24 protein-coding genes are annotated in these 22329 nt (G+C 38.5%); 6 read left to right on the forward strand and 18 right to left on the reverse strand.

The features are described from left to right. Positions 1 to 62 precede the first annotated feature (62 nt). A complete protein-coding gene (ilvA, locus tag ABVF21_RS00890) occupies positions 63 to 1319 on the reverse strand; it encodes a threonine ammonia-lyase IlvA (RefSeq protein WP_194221690.1) in 1257 nt (418 codons plus the stop codon). Between the two features lie 167 nt (positions 1320 to 1486). Here ilvA and ABVF21_RS00895 point away from each other — a divergent pair, with 167 nt between their 5' ends. Continuing rightward, on the forward strand, positions 1487 to 2134 hold the full coding sequence (locus ABVF21_RS00895; protein WP_371017276.1) for an MtnX-like HAD-IB family phosphatase: 648 nt from the start codon (positions 1487 to 1489) through the stop codon (positions 2132 to 2134). Between the two features lie 2 nt (positions 2135 to 2136). Next, positions 2137 to 3186: an iron-containing alcohol dehydrogenase family protein gene (locus ABVF21_RS00900; RefSeq protein WP_371017277.1), complete on the forward strand. Its 1050-nt coding sequence runs from the start codon at positions 2137 to 2139 to the stop codon at positions 3184 to 3186. A gap of 59 nt (positions 3187 to 3245) precedes the next feature. Here ABVF21_RS00900 and kynA read toward each other — a convergent pair whose 3' ends face one another. Together kynA and ABVF21_RS00910 are read right to left on the reverse strand one after the other, a co-directional pair. Then, on the reverse strand, positions 3246 to 4088 hold the full coding sequence (gene kynA / locus ABVF21_RS00905; protein ID WP_276511848.1) for a tryptophan 2,3-dioxygenase: 843 nt from the start codon (positions 4086 to 4088) through the stop codon (positions 3246 to 3248). Positions 4089 to 4261: 173 nt separating this feature from the next. Further along, on the reverse strand, positions 4262 to 4804 hold the full coding sequence (locus ABVF21_RS00910) for a site-specific integrase (RefSeq protein ID WP_283154238.1): 543 nt from the start codon (positions 4802 to 4804) through the stop codon (positions 4262 to 4264). A gap of 376 nt (positions 4805 to 5180) precedes the next feature. Here ABVF21_RS00910 and ABVF21_RS00915 point away from each other — a divergent pair, with 376 nt between their 5' ends. Beyond that, positions 5181 to 5687 carry a peroxiredoxin family protein gene (locus ABVF21_RS00915; RefSeq protein WP_194221687.1) on the forward strand — a complete coding sequence of 169 codons (507 nt, stop codon included), beginning with the start codon at positions 5181 to 5183 and terminating at the stop codon, positions 5685 to 5687. A gap of 113 nt (positions 5688 to 5800) precedes the next feature. Here ABVF21_RS00915 and ABVF21_RS00920 read toward each other — a convergent pair whose 3' ends face one another. Beyond that, positions 5801 to 6190: a VOC family protein gene (locus tag ABVF21_RS00920; RefSeq protein ID WP_371017278.1), complete on the reverse strand. Its 390-nt coding sequence runs from the start codon at positions 6188 to 6190 to the stop codon at positions 5801 to 5803. A gap of 94 nt (positions 6191 to 6284) precedes the next feature. Beyond that, positions 6285 to 7685: a bifunctional metallophosphatase/5'-nucleotidase gene (locus ABVF21_RS00925; RefSeq protein WP_371017279.1), complete on the reverse strand. Its 1401-nt coding sequence runs from the start codon at positions 7683 to 7685 to the stop codon at positions 6285 to 6287. A gap of 175 nt (positions 7686 to 7860) precedes the next feature. On the opposite strand from ABVF21_RS00925, the gene ABVF21_RS00930 reads away from it, so the two are divergent. After that, positions 7861 to 8052, forward strand: a complete 192-nt coding sequence (locus ABVF21_RS00930; protein ID WP_371017280.1) for a hypothetical protein — start codon at positions 7861 to 7863, stop codon at positions 8050 to 8052. Next, entirely contained in the window at positions 8015 to 9028 is a 1014-nt protein-coding gene (locus tag ABVF21_RS00935; RefSeq protein WP_371017281.1) for an alpha-hydroxy-acid oxidizing protein, read from the forward strand. Before ABVF21_RS00930 ends, ABVF21_RS00935 begins: the two co-directional genes overlap by 38 nt. 36 nt (positions 9029 to 9064) lie before the next feature. Here ABVF21_RS00935 and ABVF21_RS00940 read toward each other — a convergent pair whose 3' ends face one another. The 4 genes from ABVF21_RS00940 to ABVF21_RS00955 all read right to left on the reverse strand — a co-directional run bounded on the left by ABVF21_RS00940 (position 9065) and on the right by ABVF21_RS00955 (position 14215). Continuing rightward, entirely contained in the window at positions 9065 to 10261 is a 1197-nt protein-coding gene (locus tag ABVF21_RS00940) for an MFS transporter (protein WP_303533247.1), read from the reverse strand. Between the two features lie 307 nt (positions 10262 to 10568). Further along, positions 10569 to 10955 carry a VOC family protein gene (locus ABVF21_RS00945; protein ID WP_303531731.1) on the reverse strand — a complete coding sequence of 129 codons (387 nt, stop codon included), beginning with the start codon at positions 10953 to 10955 and terminating at the stop codon, positions 10569 to 10571. An 88-nt stretch (positions 10956 to 11043) separates the two neighbouring features. Then, complete coding sequence (locus ABVF21_RS00950) at positions 11044 to 13266, reverse strand: DEAD/DEAH box helicase (protein WP_303531729.1); 2223 nt, start codon at positions 13264 to 13266, stop codon at positions 11044 to 11046. 79 nt (positions 13267 to 13345) lie between these two features. Further along, positions 13346 to 14215, reverse strand: a complete 870-nt coding sequence (locus ABVF21_RS00955; RefSeq protein WP_371017282.1) for a LysR substrate-binding domain-containing protein — start codon at positions 14213 to 14215, stop codon at positions 13346 to 13348. Between the two features lie 106 nt (positions 14216 to 14321). Between ABVF21_RS00955 and ABVF21_RS00960 the strand changes: the two genes are divergently transcribed. Continuing rightward, positions 14322 to 15347 carry a YeiH family protein gene (locus tag ABVF21_RS00960; protein WP_371017283.1) on the forward strand — a complete coding sequence of 342 codons (1026 nt, stop codon included), beginning with the start codon at positions 14322 to 14324 and terminating at the stop codon, positions 15345 to 15347. On the opposite strand, the gene ABVF21_RS00965 is transcribed toward ABVF21_RS00960, so the two are convergent. The 9 genes from ABVF21_RS00965 to ABVF21_RS01005 form a co-directional block, all read right to left on the reverse strand. Further along, a complete protein-coding gene (locus tag ABVF21_RS00965; RefSeq protein WP_194221674.1) occupies positions 15344 to 15964 on the reverse strand; it encodes a hypothetical protein in 621 nt (206 codons plus the stop codon). The two genes, ABVF21_RS00960 and ABVF21_RS00965, sit on opposite strands and share 4 nt — an antisense overlap. A 252-nt stretch (positions 15965 to 16216) precedes the next feature. Continuing rightward, on the reverse strand, positions 16217 to 17740 hold the full coding sequence (gene dacB / locus ABVF21_RS00970; protein WP_371017284.1) for a D-alanyl-D-alanine carboxypeptidase/D-alanyl-D-alanine endopeptidase: 1524 nt from the start codon (positions 17738 to 17740) through the stop codon (positions 16217 to 16219). Between the two features lie 47 nt (positions 17741 to 17787). Continuing rightward, a complete protein-coding gene (locus ABVF21_RS00975; protein WP_194221673.1) occupies positions 17788 to 17937 on the reverse strand; it encodes a hypothetical protein in 150 nt (49 codons plus the stop codon). A 234-nt stretch (positions 17938 to 18171) separates the two neighbouring features. Continuing rightward, entirely contained in the window at positions 18172 to 19350 is a 1179-nt protein-coding gene (locus ABVF21_RS00980) for an acyl-CoA dehydrogenase family protein (RefSeq protein WP_371017285.1), read from the reverse strand. A gap of 95 nt (positions 19351 to 19445) precedes the next feature. Next, complete coding sequence (locus ABVF21_RS00985; protein WP_371017286.1) at positions 19446 to 20192, reverse strand: pirin family protein; 747 nt, start codon at positions 20190 to 20192, stop codon at positions 19446 to 19448. 41 nt (positions 20193 to 20233) lie between these two features. Beyond that, positions 20234 to 20803 carry a hypothetical protein gene (locus ABVF21_RS00990; RefSeq protein ID WP_371017287.1) on the reverse strand — a complete coding sequence of 190 codons (570 nt, stop codon included), beginning with the start codon at positions 20801 to 20803 and terminating at the stop codon, positions 20234 to 20236. A gap of 82 nt (positions 20804 to 20885) precedes the next feature. After that, a complete protein-coding gene (locus ABVF21_RS00995; RefSeq protein WP_303531710.1) occupies positions 20886 to 21713 on the reverse strand; it encodes an aldo/keto reductase in 828 nt (275 codons plus the stop codon). A 135-nt stretch (positions 21714 to 21848) separates the two neighbouring features. Further along, a complete protein-coding gene (locus ABVF21_RS01000) occupies positions 21849 to 21983 on the reverse strand; it encodes a hypothetical protein (protein WP_255622435.1) in 135 nt (44 codons plus the stop codon). A gap of 88 nt (positions 21984 to 22071) precedes the next feature. Further along, positions 22072 to 22263, reverse strand: a complete 192-nt coding sequence (locus tag ABVF21_RS01005) for a hypothetical protein (protein ID WP_226613113.1) — start codon at positions 22261 to 22263, stop codon at positions 22072 to 22074. Between the last annotated feature and the right edge of the window lie 66 nt (positions 22264 to 22329).

Raw genomic sequence — 22329 nt, forward strand, 5'->3', positions numbered from 1 at the left:
AGAAAAAAGTGCCCCATTTATACTCGAACGACTTCAAAAGAAAAACGCCCGCTATAGGCGTTTTAAATGAGTAGGTTAAAGAGATCTTGGTCCTTGTTAATTTCAATGTAGGAAAATCCTTTTCGATTTAAACGCTCAATCAAAGGTTCATAATCTTCTTTGTGTTTGAGCTCAATTCCTGCTAGAACAGGTCCTCGATCACGATTGTTCTTTTTCGTGTATTCAAAGCGGGTAATATCATCTGTTGGACCTAAAACATCAGCCATAAATTCTTTTAACGCACCAGCTCGTTGAGGGAAATGTACAATGAAATAATGTTTTAGCCCTTCATAAATTAAAGAACGTTCCTGGATTTCCTGCATGCGATTAATATCGTTATTTCCCCCACTAATAACGCACACCACATTTTTTCCTTTAATTTGATCACGATAAAAATCGAGAGCGGCGATGGACAAAGCGCCGGCTGGCTCAGCCACAATGGCGTTCTGGTTGTATAGCTCTAAGATGGTTGTACAAATTTTCCCTTCTGGCACAAGTACGACATCATCAAGGATATGTTTGCAAATGTCGAGTGTCAGCTTTCCAACTTGTTTCACAGCAGCTCCATCTACAAATTTATCGATATAATCAAGCGGTACGACCTCGTCCTTCTCAATGGAACTTTTCATTCCTGGGGCACCTTCAGGCTCTATACCGATGATTTTCGTGTGTGGGCTAATGCTTTTGATATAAGACCCTACGCCTGAGGCAAGACCTCCTCCTCCAATGCTGAGCATCACAAAGTCGACTTCATCAATATCATTCATAATTTCAAGTCCTACTGTTCCCTGTCCTGCAATCGTTCGATAGTCATCAAAAGGATGAATGAATGCTTTGTCGTGTTTGTTGCAAAATTCTTTAGCGGTTAGAAAGGAGTCATCAAACGTATCGCCTGTTAGAATGACTTCCACAAACGATCCACCAAACAATTCAACTTGCGAGATTTTTTGACGGGGCGTCGTAGCAGGCATAAAGATATGTCCTTGAATGCCAAGCGTTTTACAAGAAAAGGCTACGCCCTGGGCATGGTTTCCTGCGCTTGCGCATACGATTCCATTTGCTTTCTCTTCCATCGTTAAACCTTGAATCAAATTATAAGCGCCTCTAATTTTAAAAGACCGAACACTTTGTAAATCTTCTCTCTTCAAATACACATTGCAATTATATCGATCAGAAAGAATTTCATTCCGCTGTAGCGGTGTATGAACAACGACTTCTTTTAAAACCTGGTTTGCGATAATGATATCTTCCACCTGGACTTTACTGATTGTTTTACTCATTCTCGCACTCCTTCAGATTAAATTGAATTGTTTAACTTTTTAAAATTCATTTTAACACAATTTAGTGCGGCTGTACGTTATTGTTCTAAAAGAATCAGATTTCTTTTGAATATGAAAGCATGCTACAATTTTAATAGATCAACGACTATATGAAGGAGGAAATATAAATGAAAAAGTGGGCATTTGTATCTGATTTTGACGGAACCATTTCAAAAAAAGATTTCTACTGGCTTGTGATTGAAACTTATTATCCTGAAGGTAAAGGGTTGTATAAGAAGTGGAAAGCTGGGGAAATGCAAGATATTGATTTTCTAAGCCAGGTATTTCAATCCATTGATCAGCACGAGGAGCAAATTATTCAAGATATCCTCTCCTTACCGATTGATGAGCATGTTCCTTCCTTTATTAAGAAAGTACAAGAAAACGGCGGGGATTTCTACATTTTAAGTGCTGGGACAGATTATTACATTCACCACATTTTGAATCATTATGGGATTCAGAATGTTCCTGTTTTCTCGAACATGGGCTATTACGAGAATAAAAATGTCCATTTGTCGATTGATGAGAATCATAAACATTATTCGAGAAGATATGGTATTGATAAATCAAAAGTGATTTCAGATCTGAAAGAAAAGTATGAAGTGGTTTATTTTGCTGGTGATAGCGAACCAGATTCTCATCCAGCCAAAGTTGCTGATCTTACTTTTGCTAAAGACGCACTGCAAGAACTACTAAAAGAAAATAACGTGCCTTTTGTAGCCGTTGGATCGTTTCAACAGATTGAAGATTTCCTGCATGAGAAAGGAACGATTTGACCATGCATCCATTAACGAATATTCCGATCCCTGCCATTTTGGAGATTCGTTCTGGTATCCGCCATCAGCTTGATATGATTCTCCATAAGCACGGCTTTCATCATGCCCTATTTTTATTCGATGAATTTACATATGAGACTTATGGTGAGTCCTTTCAAGAGAATATGAAACATGTCACCATCGATATTCAAAAGATGGAACCTGGGAAAACCATTCATGATCTGATCGGGTATGCTTTCTCCCTTGATTCTTATGATGTTGTGATTGCTATGGGCGGTGGTATGGTTATTGATTATGGGAAATATATTGCGTTTTCTAGAAAACTACCGTTTATAAGCATGCCGACCTCTGCCTCAAATGATGGTTTTGCTAGTAGCAACTGCTCTCTTATTGTGAATCACAAAAAAACTACTGTTCCTGCACAGGTACCTTATGGGATCATTGCTGACCTCGAAGTGATTAAACAAGCCCCTTCTCCCTTCTTGCTTGCAGGAGTTGGTGATCTAATGAGTAATATAACGGCTCTTTATGATTGGGAGTTTGAAGAAAAGAACGGTAAAGGCCACGTAAATGCCTTTGCAGCGATGCTAAGTAAGAAGGCTGTAAACAGTTTCATTCGAACGCCGATGTCAGATATTCAAAATCCGATCTTTATTAAAGAACTTGTAAGCTCGTTAACAATGGGTGGCGTGGCAACGGTTATTAGCGGCAATAGCGCACCAATTAGTGGTTCGGAGCATTTAATTTCACATGCGCTCGATAAACAATTACAAAATCCGCACATGCACGGAATACAGGTCGGAATCGCAACTTATATTATGGCCAATGTGCAGAACCACCGAGCGATACGGATGGGGAAAGTATTTGAACGTACTGGTTTCTTTGATTATATCAAGAAGGAACGTATGCAAAAATCTGACCTCGCTGAAGCTATTTTAAAGGCTCCTTCTGTTAAGCCCCATCGATATACATACCTTCATAATGAAGATTTTCAAAGGAAGGCGCTCTCTTTCCTAGAAAGTGATACAAAGTTAAATGAACTACTCATATAAAAAACGCTCTCAGTTGGGAGCGTTTTTTATATGAGTTTACATAATGATATTACAATCACCTAAAGGGCGGTTCGAATATCCCAGAGCTCAGGAAAGAAACGGTGATCAAGTACTTTCTTTAAATAACCGACCCCTGATGAGCCTCCTGTACCCTGCTTAAAACCAATAATTCTCTCAACCGTCTTCATATGACGGAATCTCCATTGCTGCAGCCAGTCTTCAATATCGACGAGTTTTTCGGCAAGCTCATAAAGATCCCAGTATGTATCGACATTCCGGTATACCGTCAGCCATGCCTGCAACACAGAATCATTCTTCTCATAAGTTTTGGTTACATCGCGTTGAAGAACTCCTTGATCTATCGGTAAACCTGCTCTGGAGAGAGCTTTAATGGCGACATCATAAATGCCGGGTTTTTGATAAGCATTCTTAAGTTGTGCGTGAAGCTCTTCATCCTTTTCATAGATTTTAAGCACGTGTGATGTTTTGTATCCTAATGAAAATTCGATCATGCGGTATTGATAAGATTGAAAACCAGATGCCTGTCCGAGCGAATCACGAAACTCCATATATTCCGATGGTGTTAATGTTGAAAGAACATCCCAAGCCTGAATAATTTGGGTTTGGGTCTTTGAAACACGTGCAAGCATTTTAAAGGCAGACGAAAGTTCATTATTTTCAATTGCTTCAATGGCTCCTTTAAGTTCATGTAGAATTAACTTCATCCACAATTCACTAACCTGATGAATGATGATAAAGAGCATTTCGTCATGATGGTCTGAAAGTCTATTTTGCCCAGAGAGTATTTGATCGAGACTTAAGTATTCTCCGTAAGTCATATTGTTTTTGAAATCCGTATGTATAGATGATTCGGTAGGATCAACGTGATCTTTTTTATCCAAAGGGATAACCTCCTTCTTGTTTGTAATCGGTTACAAAAACAGTAATTCAAATGAGTTTCTTCATTAATATGCTTTTGCAGCATCAAGAAGTTTTTCTTAAACCAAAACTATATTTATACCTTCAACTCCTCCCCCCTCTTTTATAAATTATAACATGTCTATCATTGCTTCACTTATAAACTAAAGTTGAACAATGATTCATCCATTTGCTCCTGCTCAATTCCAATATACCTTAATGTAATCGATGGTGCAGAATGTCCAAAGATCTTCTGAAGCATTGCCACATCCTTTGTTTGTTTATAGTAAAAATAACCAAACGTCTTACGCATAGTATGTGTTCCAATTTCGGAAAGCCCTGCTTCCGCTGCAGCCTGATTTAATATTTTGTAAGCTTGTCCTCTTTGAATCGGTAAATCGGTTTTATTCGATGGAAATAAAAAATCACGTTCTTCCATATCAAACGTATACGACTCAATGAGTTCCTTAAGAGAATAGTTGATCGGAAATCGTTTGGCTTTCCCTGTTTTTTTCTCCTTAATAATAATGTGTGTTTGATTTCGAACGTCCCCCACACGTAATGGAAGTAAATCACTAATCCGCAGACCGGTATTAATTCCCATATTAAATAAAAACCAGTCTCTGGAATTTCGCTTTCGTAGATGTTTTTTTACTAATTTGATCTTCTGAGGATCACGAATCGGCTGAACCGTGTTCATGAGGGCATCCTTCTTTCTCTATTTAATATGTATCGTTAATGATAAACAATTGATTAATATGTATCATTATACCTTTCTTCGTTCTGTTCGAAAAGAGAAAACCCTCTAAAAATAAGCTTTCATTCATTTTCATAATGATACACAATATATGTTTTGTATCATTATGTTGGAATACGTGCAATTAGTTTGTTCTGAACGTATGATAGCCAATTCGTTTTTATTCCCAATAAAAAGGCTGTAACGACAATTTCCTTTGTCAATTATTCTGTCTCAAAATAGAGTAAGGTATCTTACATCATTTATTTCTGAATCAGAGTATCATAACAACTGCCTTACATTATAAGGTGATTGTTATTATTCAAAGGAGGAAATCGTTTTGTCTAAATTTGCATTGAAAGACGCAGTCCCTAATTTTTCACTTCCTGCAGTAAACGGCGAAGAATATTCTTTTGAATCATACCGTAAAGAAAAAGGTGGATGGCACCTCGTCATTTTCTTTAGAGGTTCCTGGTGCCCCGTTTGTGTGAGTGATCTTGAAAGTCTAGAAGAAAGTACTGGTTTCTTTGAAGGGAAAAATGTTCATATTACAACTATATCAACTGATAAATTTGATGATTTAAAAGCAATGGCTGAAGAAAAGAATCTTTCTTTTCCAGTATTAGCTGATGAGGATTTAAAAGCACTTGAAGCATATGATGTTCACTATCATAAAGAAGATGATCCATATGAAGATCATGGCGCTCATGGTGAGCCAGCCTACTTCCTTATTGATGATAAGGGCGAATTGCTTTATCAACAAAGACAAACAAGTCCTTTTGGTCGTCCTACTGTTACAGAGTTACGTAAAATCGTTCAGTATATTGGAAAGACTTATAAGGGATAAAGAAAAACAGGCCAAATTGGCCTGTTTTTTGTATTGACGTCCCTTGTGATTTGCAATAATTCTTACTAACTTTTGTTATTTAATTTTATATATAGTACGGTAATTGAAATTTATCATATGTTTGGTGATACAATTTCTACCTTTATTCGATCTGGATCTTCAAAATAAAGCGCATAATGATTGATCCCACCTGCATGAGGATATAGCTCGTTATATAAAATAGAAGCTTGTTTTTGTACGAGCATTAATCGAATATTTTCTACCTGTTCTTTTGAGTGAGCACGAAATGCGAGATGATTTATACCAATCCGTTTACGATGATATCTCATTTCTTTGTATTTCTCCTCAACTTGCACAAATACAATATAGCTTTCTTTATCTCTCCAGCTTCTCCCTTCTTTCCAATTCTGAAATGGTGTATAACCAAGCGCTTCTAATAACCACCCCCAAAATTCAGTGCTTTTATTTAGGTCAGAGACGTACAGCTCAATATGGTGGATCAAAATGAACCTCTCCTTTGAAAAAATACAATAGTTATTAATAATATTTTTTAGTATATAAATTAAGAACCACAGGGAGACTACCTGTGGTTTAATATTACCGCATAGTTTCTTTTTGTAAGTCTCTTTTCACAACCCAGCGCTTAGTAAATGCTTTTGATATGAAGGTTTCAATCTCAGTATATTCTCTTATTACATCTTTTATTTCATCTGATTGATAGGAGAAGTTCCGGTTATACGCTAAGTCAGGATACCCAGAACCTCTTAACAAATAATCAGAAGAGGCAATTCGATACCACTTCTCTGGATCTAACACCTCATTATTAATCGTAATAGAATGTACTTGCTTTTGATCATGTTCGATCACTGCACCTGATACATGAAGTCGCCCGACATATTTACCTCGGAAGCCGGGCCCCTTGCCATCTGACATACAAACCGAACTGTCTAACGAGCTTTCAAGAGCAGCATATAAATGCTTGCCCTGAATTTCAAAATAAGTCGGATTTAATGGTGAAGGACATATTTCAATAAGCTTTTTATTAGACACAAAATCAACGATTCCCCCATTAGTGATGCCGCTGTTAATCAATCCGAGATCACATTCAAAGCGATCTTTTAAACCATCCGCAATTAAATTCGCCATGGGGTTTTCTTCAAGTACATCATGCCATAGCGGTTCACTAACTGTGTAAAGTGGTTTACTCAAATTGTCGATCGCTTCTTTCTTACTTGAAACTAAAATACTTATAATTTCTTCATCCACCACCGCTTTTGCTGTTGAGATCGATCTGGAGGCTAATAAGGTTAAACCATCTTCTGTAACCTTTATTTCTACAATACCAATATGTTCCCCGTACATACCAGCTGAGTTCAGAATGGTGCCATTCACTACTTTCGCTTCATCGTAGAGAACGTGGTCATGTGCGGAAAGAATCAAATCGATCTCATCGATTGCATCGGCTAGTTCGATGTCTCTTTCAGTACCAACATGGTTTAGCACAATACAAATATCATAGTTTCCTTTTTGGCTTTCTATCTCTTTCTGAATCGCTTCTATGTAATCTAAAATTTGAAAACCCATCAAATCATTAAATTCCTGCAAATCCGGTGAAGCACCGGTAATCAAAATACGTATTCCTTGCTTTTGAATAATCGTACTTCTAAATACCCCTTTGAATGACGCACCGTTTGCTTTAAGAAGATTACAACTAATGAAAGGGACAGGACTATGTACCGCCATATGCTCTAGCGTTTCATTTCCATTAAAGAGTTCATTATTTCCAATTGTAATCGCATCATAACCGGCAGATTGAAGCATTTTCACGGCCGCGATCCCCTGCGTTCCTTGAAGCTCTATACTTTTAAAATCAGCAAAGTCACCACCATCCAAGATTAGTGTTTGTTCATCTGCGTAATCCTTAATAAGTGATGTCGCTTTTGCGAAATTCTCAAAATGACTATGAATATCGTTCGTATGTATGATCGAAAGCTTCATGATTGTCCTCCAATATGTTCTTAATGAACGAATTTAGTGCCATTCTACTATTTCGAAACTCATGAGCGAAATCCTCCTAATAACCCTGTTCCTTAAAAAACTTCCCTTTTTATGAAGGAATTGCCTTGAAAGAAAAGAAGATTCACTTAATCATATTGTCAAAGGAGTCGTTATCATGAGTAATATTGGTAATGAGATACAGTTTGGCATTTATAAGCAGATGCATGCGCCTGATCCTGATCGCCTTCCAACAAGATATGAAGATTGGGAAAAAAGAGCGAGAGAAGTACTAGAGGATGGTCCTTATGATTATGTGGCCGGAGGGTCTGGTGCTGAAGATACGAAAAATTCGAATCGAAACCTTTAAACGTTGGAACATCGTTCCTCGCATTTTCCGTCACGTTGAAGAACGAAACTTAAAGGTAGGGTTATTCGGTCAGATGCTCCCTTCTCCAATAATGGTTGCTCCAGTAGGAGTTCAATCGATTATCCACCAAGAAGGTGAGCTTGCTTCTGCTAAAGCTGCAGCATCAATGGGAATACCCTACATTGCAAGCTCAGCATCAAGTCATTCCATGGAAGAGATTGCTGACGCGATAGGCGATGCGCCAAAGTGGTTTCAGCTTTACTGGAGTCGCGATCCTGAGATTGCCAAAAGCTTTGTTCAGCGAGCAGAGCATGCTGGATATTCTGCGATTGTTGTAACGCTTGATACACCAATGATGGCATGGCGAGAATTAGATCTTCAAAATGTCTACTTGCCTTTTCTTGTTGGAGAAGGTATTGGGAACTACTTAACTGATCCTGCCTTTCGAGCAGGACTACATGTTCCGCCTGAAAAAGACGCCATGGGTGCGATTATGCACTGGACAAACGTATTTGGGAATGCAGGATTAACATGGGAGGATTTAGCAGAACTCAAAAAATACACATCTCTTCCTATTATTTTAAAAGGAATTCTTCATCCAGATGATGCTAAGCTTGCGATCAAATATGGAGCAGATGGAATCATCGTTTCCAATCATGGTGGGCGGCAAGTGGATGGCGCAATCGCAGCACTGGATGCACTTCCGGCTATTGTTGAAGCTGTTGGGAATCACATTCCGGTATTAATGGATAGCGGGATTAGAAGAGGAGCAGATGTGTTTAAAGCCATCGCGCTTGGTGCCGAAGCGGTGCTTGTCGGAAGACCATGTATGTACGGCCTTGCAGTTGGTGGTGAAAATGGTGTGAAACAAGTACTTTCCAACCTTGTTGCGGATTTTGATCTTACGATGGCCTTATCAGGTTGCCGAGACCTAACTGAAGTGAACAAAGACTTGCTCATTCCGGCTAGTCGATAGCAAAAAAAGGAACACGTTTGTGTTCCTTTTTTAATCTTACTTCCATTGAACAGCTTCGCTATGTTTATGAACAGCTGCACTTCTTTTTAAGTAAATGACGTAGATCACCATAGAAATGATGACAGATATTCCAGCTGTTAAATAAATATCAGCATATCCAAAAGTAGAAGCAATTAGACCGAAAAACATCGCACCAAGTCCTACACCTAAATCGAAGAAGGAGAAAAAGGTTGCGTTAGCCATACCTTTTCTGTGAAGAGGTGCTTCATTAACAGCCCATGCTTGAAGAGCAGGTTGAACGGAGCCAAATCCTATGCCAAATAGCACAGCCGCAAGAATGAGCATAAATTGATTGGCTAATAAAGTTAGATCTACCATAGCCAATAAAATCAAAAATGCACCTGGAAGAAATATAGCTTTATGACCTTTTCGATCATAGATTTGTCCAGCGAAAGCACGTACGAGCATAAGCGAAACAGCAAAGACGACAAAGTACCATTCAATTCCATCAATTCCTAGCTGTTCTGCATATAATGGAAGAAAAGTAGCGATTCCTCCAAAAACCATTGTAATAAAGAAAAGAAGAATAGAAGGCATTAAAGCTGTCTTCTCAAATATGTCCCATTTCTTTCTTTCAATCGGTGTTTTATTCGCAGGTTTATAGCGAATAAAGGCAGCGATGATAAATGAAAGTAAACCGGCAGAAGCGGCAATTAAAAACATCGTTTGAAATCCAGAAAGAGCGATTAAGAATAAACCAAGAGCTGGACCAAATGCCATCGCTAAATTCCCAGCAAGGCCAAAATAACCCATGCCTTCTCCCCTTCGCTTTTGAGGAATCAAGTCAGTTGCAATTGTACCAACCGCCGTTGTAGACATTCCCCAGCCAAGGCCTTGTACTACTCTCATAAGAAACAAAAGAATCAAACTTCCTGTAAACGCATAAGAGCCAACGGAAATGACAAAAACGATTAAGCCAATTAAAAAGATAATTCTTCTTCCGAGTGACTCTAATACATGACCGCTCCACGGTCGTATAAGCAAGGCAGATAATGTGAAAATACCAACAACAAAGCCGATAAGCTGGTCGCTTCCACCAAGTTCATTCACAAATAAAGGCAGCGTCGGGAGGGTCATTTGGAATCCTGCAAAAATAAAAAAGTTTGCCATACATATAAAAATAAAGTTCCGCGTCCAGATCTTCTCTTTTTGAAGACCCTGCTGTTTCGCCATACATATTCCTTCTTTCTCTCACATAAGTTCTCTACCATCTTACAACATCACTGTTTTGATTAAGAGTTTTCTGCTCAGACAATGAAAAGCGAAGACGAGCGGGCAGAAACGAATGGATTGGAGCTCTTGAACAGAAACACGCCTTCTGTGTTTTGTGAAAGTGCGAAATCCAGTAGTTTCTGCGAGTCGCAGCTAGACAATGAAAAGCGAAGACGAGCGGTCAGAAACGAATGGATTGGAGCTATTGAACAGAAAAAACCAGCATCCTTCTGAATGGGACGCTGGTTTTTAGTCATTTCACTCGTAGTTAATAAGTAGCAGGTTCAAAGAATTCAAGCCATTCTCCATCAGGTCCTGCGAAGAACAAATATTTTGCACCGTTTGGTAAGGTATTGATTCCTTCATCAATAAACGTTACACCAAGGTCATGGAGACGAGTGCGTTCTTGTTCAATATTTTTAACCGTAAAGGCAATGTGATGAACTTTTCCTTCTGCGGGTAAATCGGGATTATAACCTTCTATTAGCTCTACTAAAATTTGCCCGTTTAAACCAAGAAAGGCTAGCTTTTTATCACCATCAGGATGATCGAATTCATCAAGTAACTCTAATCCAATAATCCCTTGATAGAAACCTTTCGAAGCTTCAATATTTCTTACTTGTACCCCGACATGTTCCAGTTTTTGAATCCCCATAAGTCACCAGCTTTCTTTTCCTATCGTTATTCTCTGTAACTTTATCACAGTAACGTAAACAATGAAAAGCAGAAGGAACATTATTCTATTATTCTTGGGGGACAATTTGATTCAATATCTCTCCAGTAAAAAGTGCAGACTCAAGTCTCAAGGCAACTGCGGGTGGAAGAACATCTTTCATCCCTTCAAATGGAACACCAAGCCAAAGTACATTTTGATCAAGTGCTATAAATGGGAACGCCAGATCATGGTCGACATGATGAGCAATCGGGACTGACTGAACGATCTCTGGCGAAATAATGGACAGCTTACCTTTTGCTTTTTTTAATACGTTCACCCACTCGGCTGTTAATCTCGTTCCCTTAGGAATTGAAATAACAATATCTTCTGCAGTTTGAATATCTTGAAAAATCATGTCAGTATTCAGCGCGTGATGCCACTTCAATTTAGGATGCTGATGCTTTACCCACTTTCCTATATGCGTAGGAGAAATTCTCTCTTTTTTTAATAGCTGATGATCAACTAACTGTCGTAGTGTTTTTGATGGAGACATCCGTTTTTGTATATAATCAACATTGCTAATTTGTATAAATTTCCCCTTCGTTCTCGTCATTGCAACATTGATCAGTCTTTCACTATTGTGACCGCTCAATAACATGCCAGGACGTGATTCTGGTTCTCCATCTACTGTATCAAACACCATCATATCTCGCTCACTACCTTGAAAACGATGAACCGTGGCTGAAAGAATGTCTGCCTGATCAAAAGAATGTTTTAAAAGATCTTCTATTAGTAAATTCATCATCTTCGCTTGAGCGCGATAAGGGGTAACATAACCAATTGATGACATCCCCGCTTGTAACGCTTCATAAATTGCTTGAAAAGATAGAAAAAGCTGCCATAAATTCATTCGTGACTTCGATGAATGTCCCATCATACAAAAATAGCCAGTATGACTTGTGTCAATTAGAGCAGATGCCATACCTTTAAAAGGAGCTTGGTCTGATATCGGTGCTCTAAGTACTGCAGTTTTAGGATGATCTGTTACAAGCGAATGATAAATTTTATTGTTTGTAAAGTCTGAAATGACCGGGTGCATTCGTCTTTGTTCATTTAACAGAAAGAGTTGAGGATGAAGTTTACCGGTTTCCACAGTTTCAACAATTCCAGAACAGTGAAATACGTCTTCTCTTAACCATTTTGAAACGAGCGGGTGCCGTGCTGACGCTATAGGAGGTAGCTGTTTAAAATCGCCACATATAACAACGCGTTTTCCAAGTGAAGCAGCAAATGCTGCTTGGGGCACATAGGCCATACTCGCTTCATCGATGATCACTACATCTACCCTCTTCCGATAGATATTCTCATCAATAGCGGCTTTTGTTAGTGTGGTGCCTATAATCGTTGCTTCTTTTACAAACTGAGTTTCTTTCCGACGAATCTGCTCTAAAACATTTCCTAATTTTGATTCAAGCTTTAATAACTGATCAGAATCGCGTTTACTAAAGGAATTTGATAAGTCCTCCTTCAGTTTTTTTCGTTCATCAAGAATACTCTCTTTCTCGTTGGCAAGGTCTGGATGCTTCGTCATAAGCAATTGATCTGTAAAAAGCGGTAGATTTGATGAAACATCGCGCTGTTGTCCATACCGCACAATTTTTCCTTCTTCAAATTTCTCTCTATTTTCAGCGAATGAGGCTGTTTCACGCATTAATACATCAACAGCTTGATTACTATGAGATAAGATCAAGACGCTATTTCCTTTGAAAAAGTGATTCGCAGCGGCTCTTGCTAGATTATGTGTTTTCCCAGTCCCTGGAGGTCCCCACACGTACGTCACAGGGTTATATTTGGTTCGTAGAATCAGCTCATGAAGCCGGCTTTTGATCTTATCATCAGGATGCTTCACAGATGTGGGAGGATTCATTACTCGTTTAACCCTCGCTAACCTTCTTTTGCTTTTTTTTATTTCCTCAAGACGCTCATGCAGTTCATCTAGCAGTTCCCATGGGTCATGATAGAGATCTGCCTCTCCAATTCGCTCTCCAAAACCAGCTTCAAGAGCTAGAATGACATTCTTTCCTTCTGAAGACAGTACCCTTCCTTCACGCTTAATATGTTTCATCTCAAGCCGAACCTTTGATCCAGTTGGGATATGAATTGGGGTACGTGCATCAAAGTAATATCTAAAATCGTCACCTGAAGATAGCAGCCTTCCATTGACAACTCGAATTGGTCTGCTACCAAATTTTTTAAGGTGTGCAATTTCAGCGCGAAGCGCTAATTGCCATTCATCAATCAATTCTTTCATCTTACATCGCTTCCTTTTATCCGTTCCTTTTTCAATTCCCTAACTATATCACGCTAATGAAAAACTCTCTACATATGTGCTACGTTCTATGATGAGAATGAACATAGTCAAGAAAAACTTCAAGTACTTTTGTTTGAAAGGGAGAGCGCATCAAAATTGAAAACGTCCTTGAATAGGTGAAATTCGGTATTTCAAGAATTTGTAGTGTACCAAGTTCTAACTCTTTCCGTATTGTCCACTTCGATAAAATACTTATACCAATTCCAGCTTCAACAGATTCTTTAATTAACTGCGTACTCCCAAAGGCTAGTTTTTGAGTAGGCTCTATATCGAGATTCTTCCACATCTTCTCTGTAGCTTCTCTCGTCCCAGACCCTTCCTCTCTCACCACCCACATCTCTTGTTCAAGAGTCTTTCCACTGTTCACTTTATGATGTGATGGTGATGCTACTATAACCATTTCATCCTCAGTGAAGCTATCCACTTGCATGTCTCTAGCTGGATAGTCACCTTCTATAATGCCAACATCAAGTTGGTGTGAGTAGACAAGGTCACCAATTTCTCTTGAATTTCCTATCGTTATAGATGGTGTAATTAATGGGTATTTTTCTCTAATAGCTGCAATCACATGTGGAAGAACATATTCACCGTATGTATAACTTGCACCAATTGTAATTTTCCCACTTGCTCGGTTTGTTAGGTCATCCAAAAGATACGTCATCTTTGAATAAAGATTTAAGAATTCTTTCGCATGGTGGTAAACAATTACTCCTGCCTTGTTCATTTCCACAGATCGGTTGTTTCTTTCTAACAGTTTAGTACCAAGCGCTTCTTCAAGGCTTTTAATATATTGACTAACCGCAGGTTGAGTCATGTGTAACTCCTCTGCCGCTCGAGAAAAATTGCGTTTTTCTACGACTGTAACAAAAACGTGTAACTGCTGATCCACGTCATCACCCCTTACTATAAGTTATTACTTATAGTACATATTCTATTTAATTATTTCACTTATAGCAATAGCTGAAGTAGACTAAAGAAAGAGAAACGGAGGGGACATGATGATTAATACTTTAAGACAACAAACTATACCAGAGAACATGCGATTTTTTCTCGGCATAGCATTTACCTTTTTTATTGCACTATTAGGTTATTTTCTTGCTATGGTGCCAGGTTTTAGTCTTACAGGGCAACTCGCATCAGCCATTCTGATCGCAATCGTTTATCGGCAAGTAGCCGGGTATCCCGAATGGTTAAGAAAAGGAATCACTTTTTCATCTAAAAAAATACTTAGGTTCGCCATCATTTTATATGGAATTAAACTAAATGTAAGTCTGATTCTTCAAGATGGATTACCGATATTATTATTAGGCGCGCTTATCATCGTATTTTCTATCTTATCGTCTGTTTGGCTTTCTAAAGTGATGAAAGCTAATACATCCATAACCTTTTTACTTGGTGCTGGTACAGGGATTTGTGGAGCTGCGGCTATTGCAGCAATTGCGCCGATCGTGGAATCTAAAGAAGAGGATACGGCAATTGGGGTGGGGATTATCGCTCTTTTTGGAACAGTATTTTCCATCGGATATACGATTCTTCGCCCATTCCTTCCATTAACTGAAAGTCAATATGGGGTATGGTCAGGTATTTCACTACATGAAGTTGCTCACGTTGCATTAGCAGCAGCGCCAGGAGGAGAAACAGCTCTTGCAATGGGGCTGCTTGCAAAGCTAGGAAGAGTCTTTCTTCTCGTTCCAGTTTGTTTTCTTTTCATGTACCTGATGAAACGCAAAAACGCGGGCACAAAACAAAAAGTTGCTTTTCCATGGTTTTTAATCGGGTTTATCTTAATGAGTCTCGCAGGAACTTATCTCCTAGGACCTATTATTCCCTTTTCTGAATCTGCAACAAATGTGGTAACCGAAATAACAACCTGGTGTTTAACGGCTGCTATGGTAGGCCTAGGATTAAGTGTTAGTTTGAAGGATTTGAAAGATAAAGCACTAAAGCCAATGGCCATTATTACAATTGTATCAGTGGTTCTTTCTATTTTTACATTCTTCATCGTAAAATGGTTTTACTAGGCTTCATTTGAATGGTCATCCTCTGTGGATGACCATTTTTTACGAAGGTAATCTACGTAACGAAATACAGTTCTCACAATAAGCGCATGAAGAAGAATTCCTACAATTGTAAGTAAGATAATCACAAATTTACCTACAAAAGAAGTTGGTTCTACAGAAAAACGTCCAACAAAAATGATCGAACCTAATGACCAAATCGCTGCATCTTGAAAAGAATCCACGACAGGTTCATAGAAATAGAATGGAAATGTTGAGACGATAACAAATACAAAACTAGTTAAAAACCACGTTTGAGGAGACATACCCATCGCTTTACCTAGAATGGGATTACTAAATCGCTTGGCGATTGTTTTAATTCGCCATAGTCTATAAAGTCTCGCAAGCTTAGCTCCTTGAAAGATTGAATCTAGCGGAATTAGCGCTATTAAATCAAAAGGATGCTTTTTTATATATTCCCATCGATCTTCAGATAAATAAAGAAAGACCATATAATCAATAAAAAAGACGATCCAAGTGCCGATCAGGATCGCCTGTTGAAAGGGAGATTCATACCAAATCGTTGAAACGGATAAAATCACACATACAAATAAAAGATATTGATACAATCGTTTCAACATATAATCCCCCTTCCCTTGCTACTCTTTCTTTATGATTATCTAACTTTGAAGTCGTCATAAAACAGCTTTAATCGCTGATAGATTGACTTGGAGTTATGACCGAATGGCTATTTTAAATTGCCTCGGTATTACAAATGTCTACTACTATTATACCAGTCATGTAATTGATCGGCTTTATGATTCAACAATTCTATCTTTTAAATTACGTTTTTCGATTTACGCCCTTCAATTTTGCCAGTCACTACTCCCCCATTACATGAAGGTAGAAGATAATACGATCATCAGTTCATCCTCTATCTTTTCCATTTCTTCTTCATCTAGAAACTTATTAATAATAACCGAAAAAATGAGTGGATTATTCGTTTTAACATATCCAGATAAAGAAGTAACGCCAATTAGAGAGCCAGTTTTAGCAAAAACAACGCCTTCTGCTGATGTAGCCCTTAGTCGCTCTCGCAAAGTACCTCCCACTAGCCGATCAGGGATTCCCGCTACAGGAAGTGAGTTCAAAAATGTTGAGAACCAGGGTTTGCTTTGAAGTTTGAATAAAAGCAAAGATAGCTGATTCGGCTGTATCAAATTCATTTGGGAAATACCAGAACCATCTCGTAAACACATGTTATCAGGATCTAATCCTTCTTCTCTTAAAAATGTTCTCACAACTTCGAGACCAGCTGAAAAACTTCCTTCTCCCATAACTTTCCTGCCCATTTCTTTTATAAGAACTTCTGCATGCCCATTATTACTTAGTTTCATAAATGGCAGTAGCAATTCAGAAAGAGGCATGGATTGTTTAGTTAAAAGCGTTTTGATTTCAGTTGACTTATCTTTTAAAGCTTCCGCACTTATGTAAATACCAAGTCCTTTTAAGGAATCTTTAAACAGATGTAGGGCGTAACTATCTGGGTTCCATAACGCAATCCACTTTTTTTCTGGGGAAGCATCCTTCGAAATAGCGCCGCTGATTGTAAGCGTATTCGTACCATGCTGACGAATGATATGTAATTCCCCTTCCCCGTGAGAGGGTGAAGTTGTAAGAGCGTTATTCACTAATTGTATATCGTTCGCAGTGGGAGAAATAACTATTTTAGGTGAATCGCCTTCTTCTCCTGGTGAAACCTCAACAATAATGGTTCCAGCGTCAAAATCCCGATCAGGAGAAATAGTGAGGGCAGTGATTTGAGCGCCGTAATACTCATGTTCATCACTCCAAACCATATCTTCTGATAGGTGTTGCTCGTCATACCAGGAATAATCACCTATAACATCACCTTGAATACGTTCAATCCCAAGAGCTTTCAATTCTAAAGCAAATTGATCTAAATCTTCCTTTAAAACCGTTGGGTCTCCTTTTCCCTTTAGATAAAGGTTCCCCATTAAAAGACCATCCTGTATTTCTCCATCTGTTTGTACCTCAGTGCTGAAACGATAGTCAGAACCAAGTTTCTCAAGAGCTGCCGCCGCTGTTATAAGCTTCATATTTGAAGCGGGGGTCATTCTTAAATCTCCAAAATGGTCGTAGAGAAGTTCCCCACTAAGATTACAACGGATGCTTATCCCAGCAATCGCGCCATGAAGACGTTCATCATTTACTATGCTATGTAGAGATTGAGATAATGTCTTTCCGTTATTTATTTCACCATTTCTTTTTTGGCGATATCGACTTCCTAAAAACAAACTAGAAATAACGGCTCCACAAGCTAGTTTTTTCTTTATTCCGATCTTCTTCACAACCTTTCCAATTAAAATAGAGCCGAAGCGATGAACATTTCGCACGGCTCTGATCTATGAGACTTCTTTAGTAAAAATATATTGGATTAGCATCATTTGTTTTCTTTCAACTCCTGCTGTTTGTGATTATTGATTACGTAAGATCCGTCTTCTTTAGGATTTTGTTCATCTTTAAGATCAATACCCCATGGATGCGTTAACAGCAAGCTTCCACTTAACGAAACGGTTCGACGTTCTCTCACCATACTCCCCTCCCTTCGCTTATTAATGATCTATTTCGCTATTCGAATGACTTTCTCCTTCTTTTCTGTCTAATTTAAAACTAATGAACTAGAATGCTGTAATATATAGAGGTTTTTCAGGAAAAAACACGGCTATATAAGGGCTATTTTACTGCTTTTTATCGAAATTTCGAACGATTAGAATTTGACCTTGCGCCGCCTGAACAATTCAATGAGTTAAAAAAGAACCTTCCATTAGGAAGATTCTTCGAATTTTGAAAAGGCATTGCTAGCAAGCATCGAAATCACTGCATCATCCATAGGAGGATTATGCAACCCTGCTCTTACATCCCGATAATAGCGCTGCATAGGATTATCTTTAAATAATGCTCTTGCACCTACAACTCTCATGGCTATATCGACTACGTTTGCTGCACTATTGGTTGCGACGTGTTTTACAGCCGCTAACTCAGGGCCCATTTCTTTCCTCTTATCCGGTTCTGAAACCCACCGTAATGCAACAGAATACATCATTTCTCTAGCTCTCATTAACTCTAATTCCATTTCCCCTATTTTCCTTTGTACTTCAGGGACTTCTTTAATCGGTCCCGGAAGACTGTTTGGTGAATAATGTGATGCGAAAGAGACGGCTTCATTACGAGCAGCAATCGCGACACCAAGATAGCAGGCTGGTATGTGTAAGAGCCAGGCTTTTGGCAGTTCACTTTTGGCAGAATTAGGTCCCTCAATAAGGGCATCTTGCGGTAATTCAACATTTTCTAGGACAAGATCATCACTTCTCGTACCTCTCATCGACATCGTGTCCCAATTTTCTTCAATCGTAACACCAGAAGCTGTCATATCTACAAGGAAGAAGCCTTTTTCTCCAGTCTCTCCAATTTGGGATGAGACAAGTGCATATTGAAGACCTGGCGCCATTGAAGTAAATGATTTACGACCGCTTATAATCCATTTATTCTTTTTAAGTACAGCTTTCGTTTGAGGCATCCCACCACGTGTCGGACTACCAGTTGCAGGTTCAGAAGCCGCCCGGTTAAACAAAGCATTTTCTTCAACGATGAGATGCGAAAGTCTTTCAAATACTTGATCTGTCCAAATTTGTTCTTCTCTCATTTCAAGGATGATTCCAAGATGCCATCCGATTGAAAGTGCTGTAGCAGCATCACCTGTTGCAAGTCGTTCTTGAAGCATCACGTACTCATACAAATTGATGCCCTTACCTCCAAATTTTTCTTGTACAGTTAACGAAAGATATCCTGATTCTTTAAGCTCCTCAAAATTTTCAAAAGGAAAGCGCCCCTCTTGATCAATTTGGTCTGCCCTTGTTGCAAATGAATTCGCAAGATTACTTCCCAATTCAAACAACTGCTTTTGTCGATCGTTTTTAATAAAAGAGTTATAAAGATGATTCATAAACAAACGCCAGCCTTTCCGATTAATCTGTACTTTCTATCGTACACTAGAAGGGGAATTAATCTCCAGTAAATCGATCGGAAAAAGCTTATTTTCTATTTTCGATACAAAGGATAGTTGACAGTAGTCGGCACTTCGATGACAATAAGCCTTGTTTCTGCTTCTGCTTGAATGTTCATTTCTTCTAACTCGTTTGCTTCAATAACAAAAAATTCCTTAGCTTCATAGGAAGTCTCGTTTATCCGTCCTCTTCCTTCTAAAACTAAGATGCTTACTGAACGCCCTTTCCCAATGTGTTGATTATAAATGATTGGATGGTTTATATGGATATCCCACATATGAACGTCTGTTTCGAGAGCTACAGGAGAGTCGTCTCCAAGTATTTCCTTAACACGTAATCCATCCTGAACGTCTATCTGAAACTCTTCATGCTCAAATTGTTGGTAGGTAGGTTTCCTGCGAAGAGCTTCTCTTAAATGAGGTTCAAACCAAATTTGGAACCCTTGCATATCAGGGCCAACAAACCCCTCTTCATGGGATACACCAGAACCTGTCTGCATCACTTGTAAACCACCAGGCCCTACGATACTTCTTGTACCAAGTGAATCTCCATGCTCAGCCTTCCCACTGATCACATAAGTAATAATTTCAAAACCTTGATGAGGATGAAGCGGGATGTATCCTTCATGCTCAGACTTCGCCCATGCCCAATAAAATAAAGGACCTACTCGATTCACTTCAGAGCCTTCACCTGGAAAACCAATTGGTTTTTGTTCTGTGATTTTTCCTCTGTCAAATTGCCCTACACCTTGTTGATCTACGTTATACCGCTGAATCAACATATAAATCACCACCTTGTATTTATCTCGAATTCGAGATAATTTTATCTTGAATCCAAAGTGTTGTCAACTTTAAATAAAATGTCTTTGTAAGAAAACTCTGGTGTAATGATTAATGTCATTTCTTTAGCATTTCGGTCGACTGCATAAATTAAGACGATTCGAAAAGAACCTCCTCCCTTTATCCAATATTTGTTCCAACCATCTTGATCGATAATGACAAATTCCTCTGGTTTTATATGAGAACTGTTTACTTTTAGTTTCGAGTAATATGGCTTAAAGTCAATTGCAGCCTCATCGAAGTTTTTTGCGTAAATTTCAAATCCAATATATTTTTTCTTTTTTTCTAATTCAGGTAAATCTTCTTGTCCTGGAATTTGATCAACTCTATTTACTTCTAGTCTAAATATTTCATTCCCATCCATATCTTTTTCAACATAAGGCTCACCTAATTTGTATCCGTTTTCATTCGAGTGTTTTTCTATTTTCTGAATTGAAACAGATTCTGTTGTTTCTGCCTCTGGATAATTGTTACGAATCATTGTAAACCAAACCCCTGTAAAAAAACCTACAATTAATACGATAATCGTTGCTCCGATAATCCACTTCCCCACTCTTTACTCCCCCCTTTTAATTGTAGACGAGGCCAAAAGGAAATGGTTGCATACAAAAACCGGCACTTTGGCCGGCTTTATTTTAGAAATCAAAGTTATCAGGATCAGGTCCCATTCGTTCATTTTGATTTAGCTCATCAAGAGCTCTAATATTATCAGTTGTTAATTCGAAATCGAAAACATCAAAATTTTGTTTAATGCGCTCTGGATTCGAAGATTTAGGAATTGTTACGACCTCATGTTCAAGATCCCAACGAATAATCACCTGAGCAGTTGATTTGCCATGTTGCTTTGCAATGCCTTTAACCACTTCATGATCCAATAATTTCCCTTGAGCAAGTGGTGACCATGCTTCCATTTGAATGGAATGTTGCTTACAATAGTCTCGAAGCTCTTGTTGATTTAAAAGTGGATGAAATTCAACTTGGTTAACCATTGGCTTAATTTCTGCATCCTTCATTAGATCTTCAAGGTGATTCGGATGGAAATTACTAACGCCAATAGCGCGAATACGACCGTCTTTATAAAGCTTCTCCATAGCTCTCCACGTTTCTTTATACTTCCCTTCTACCGGCCAATGAATTAAGTAAAGATCTAGCGTCTCAATACCAAGTTTTGAAATAGTTTCTTCAAAGGCTTTTATTGTCGATTCATAACCCTGATCATCATTCCATACTTTTGAAGTAATAAAAAGTTCTTCACGAGCGATGCCGTTCTGTTTAATCGCAGCACCAACGCCTTCCTCATTTTTATAAGCTGCTGCTGTGTCGATCGCTTTATACCCAGCATCAATGGCAGCATTAACCGCGTTTTTCACTTCTTCATTGTTTTCCATTTTCCATACGCCTAAGCCAAGTGTTGGCATTTTAATACCGTTGTGTAATGTGGTTGTTGTCCATTGTTTAGCCATTTAAGATCTCCTCCAATTTACTTTGTATCACAATCGAACTATTCCCCATTTTTTTCAATCTTACACATTTTTATGTAAATGAATGTCCGTGCTTAAACAATATATGCGAAATAAAAAAACCATCCAAAAGGATGGCTATATTTTCGTAGGTTTTTGCTTCAATCTAGACTTCTTGTTAAATTGAGCAGTAGGAGACGTTTGAACTTTTTCCTTCTCTGCTTTAGCGTCCTGTTCGAACGCCTGCATGCCTTTTCCAAATAAAAGACTCATTGTTTTCCCTCCTTGTGTAAAGCGTTAGTTCACCATTTCCGATTTTAATTGAGCTAAAACTATAATTTACAAATTTACTCAAAAAAATTTATCGCTGCTCTAGAACGTTTGCAGTCTCGTTACAATGAGTCTGAACAGTCATCAACTCATCTAGAGACTGTTGAATTCGATCACGATTTTGCCCTTTTTCAACTGTCGAAAGAGCATCCTCTAAATATTTACTCGCTTCTTCAAGAGCCCTACAGCTATCTTGAACATAACCTCGTGCATTTTTCTCCATATGGCACTCCTCCTTTACATTAGTTTCTATCAAAAGGTTATTTTCATACAAAAAACCAGCCAATTT

It is taken from the genome of Pseudalkalibacillus sp. JSM 102089 (assembly GCF_041366475.1).
GTDB lineage: Bacteria > Bacillota > Bacilli > Bacillales > Guptibacillaceae > Guptibacillus > Guptibacillus hwajinpoensis_B.

Bases quoted from the DNA above. Each gene is read 5' to 3' on its own strand.
- ilvA (WP_194221690.1), bottom strand. From the start codon at position 1,319: ATGAGTAAAACAATCAGTAAAGTCCAGGTGGAAGATATCATTATCGCA.
- ABVF21_RS00895 (WP_371017276.1), top strand. From the start codon at position 1,487: ATGAAAAAGTGGGCATTTGTATCTGATTTTGACGGAACCATTTCAAAA.
- ABVF21_RS00900 (WP_371017277.1), top strand. From the start codon at position 2,137: ATGCATCCATTAACGAATATTCCGATCCCTGCCATTTTGGAGATTCGT.
- ABVF21_RS00910 (WP_283154238.1), bottom strand. From the start codon at position 4,804: ATGAACACGGTTCAGCCGATTCGTGATCCTCAGAAGATCAAATTAGTA.
- ABVF21_RS00925 (WP_371017279.1), bottom strand. From the start codon at position 7,685: ATGAAGCTTTCGATCATACATACGAACGATATTCATAGTCATTTTGAG.
- ABVF21_RS00930 (WP_371017280.1), top strand. From the start codon at position 7,861: ATGAGTAATATTGGTAATGAGATACAGTTTGGCATTTATAAGCAGATG.
- ABVF21_RS00940 (WP_303533247.1), bottom strand. From the start codon at position 10,261: ATGGCGAAACAGCAGGGTCTTCAAAAAGAGAAGATCTGGACGCGGAAC.
- ABVF21_RS00945 (WP_303531731.1), bottom strand. From the start codon at position 10,955: ATGGGGATTCAAAAACTGGAACATGTCGGGGTACAAGTAAGAAATATT.
- ABVF21_RS00950 (WP_303531729.1), bottom strand. From the start codon at position 13,266: ATGAAAGAATTGATTGATGAATGGCAATTAGCGCTTCGCGCTGAAATT.
- ABVF21_RS00960 (WP_371017283.1), top strand. From the start codon at position 14,322: ATGATGATTAATACTTTAAGACAACAAACTATACCAGAGAACATGCGA.
- ABVF21_RS00965 (WP_194221674.1), bottom strand. From the start codon at position 15,964: ATGTTGAAACGATTGTATCAATATCTTTTATTTGTATGTGTGATTTTA.
- ABVF21_RS00980 (WP_371017285.1), bottom strand. From the start codon at position 19,350: ATGAATCATCTTTATAACTCTTTTATTAAAAACGATCGACAAAAGCAG.
- ABVF21_RS00985 (WP_371017286.1), bottom strand. From the start codon at position 20,192: ATGTTGATTCAGCGGTATAACGTAGATCAACAAGGTGTAGGGCAATTT.
- ABVF21_RS00995 (WP_303531710.1), bottom strand. From the start codon at position 21,713: ATGGCTAAACAATGGACAACAACCACATTACACAACGGTATTAAAATG.
- ABVF21_RS01000 (WP_255622435.1), bottom strand. From the start codon at position 21,983: ATGAGTCTTTTATTTGGAAAAGGCATGCAGGCGTTCGAACAGGACGCT.
- ABVF21_RS01005 (WP_226613113.1), bottom strand. From the start codon at position 22,263: ATGGAGAAAAATGCACGAGGTTATGTTCAAGATAGCTGTAGGGCTCTT.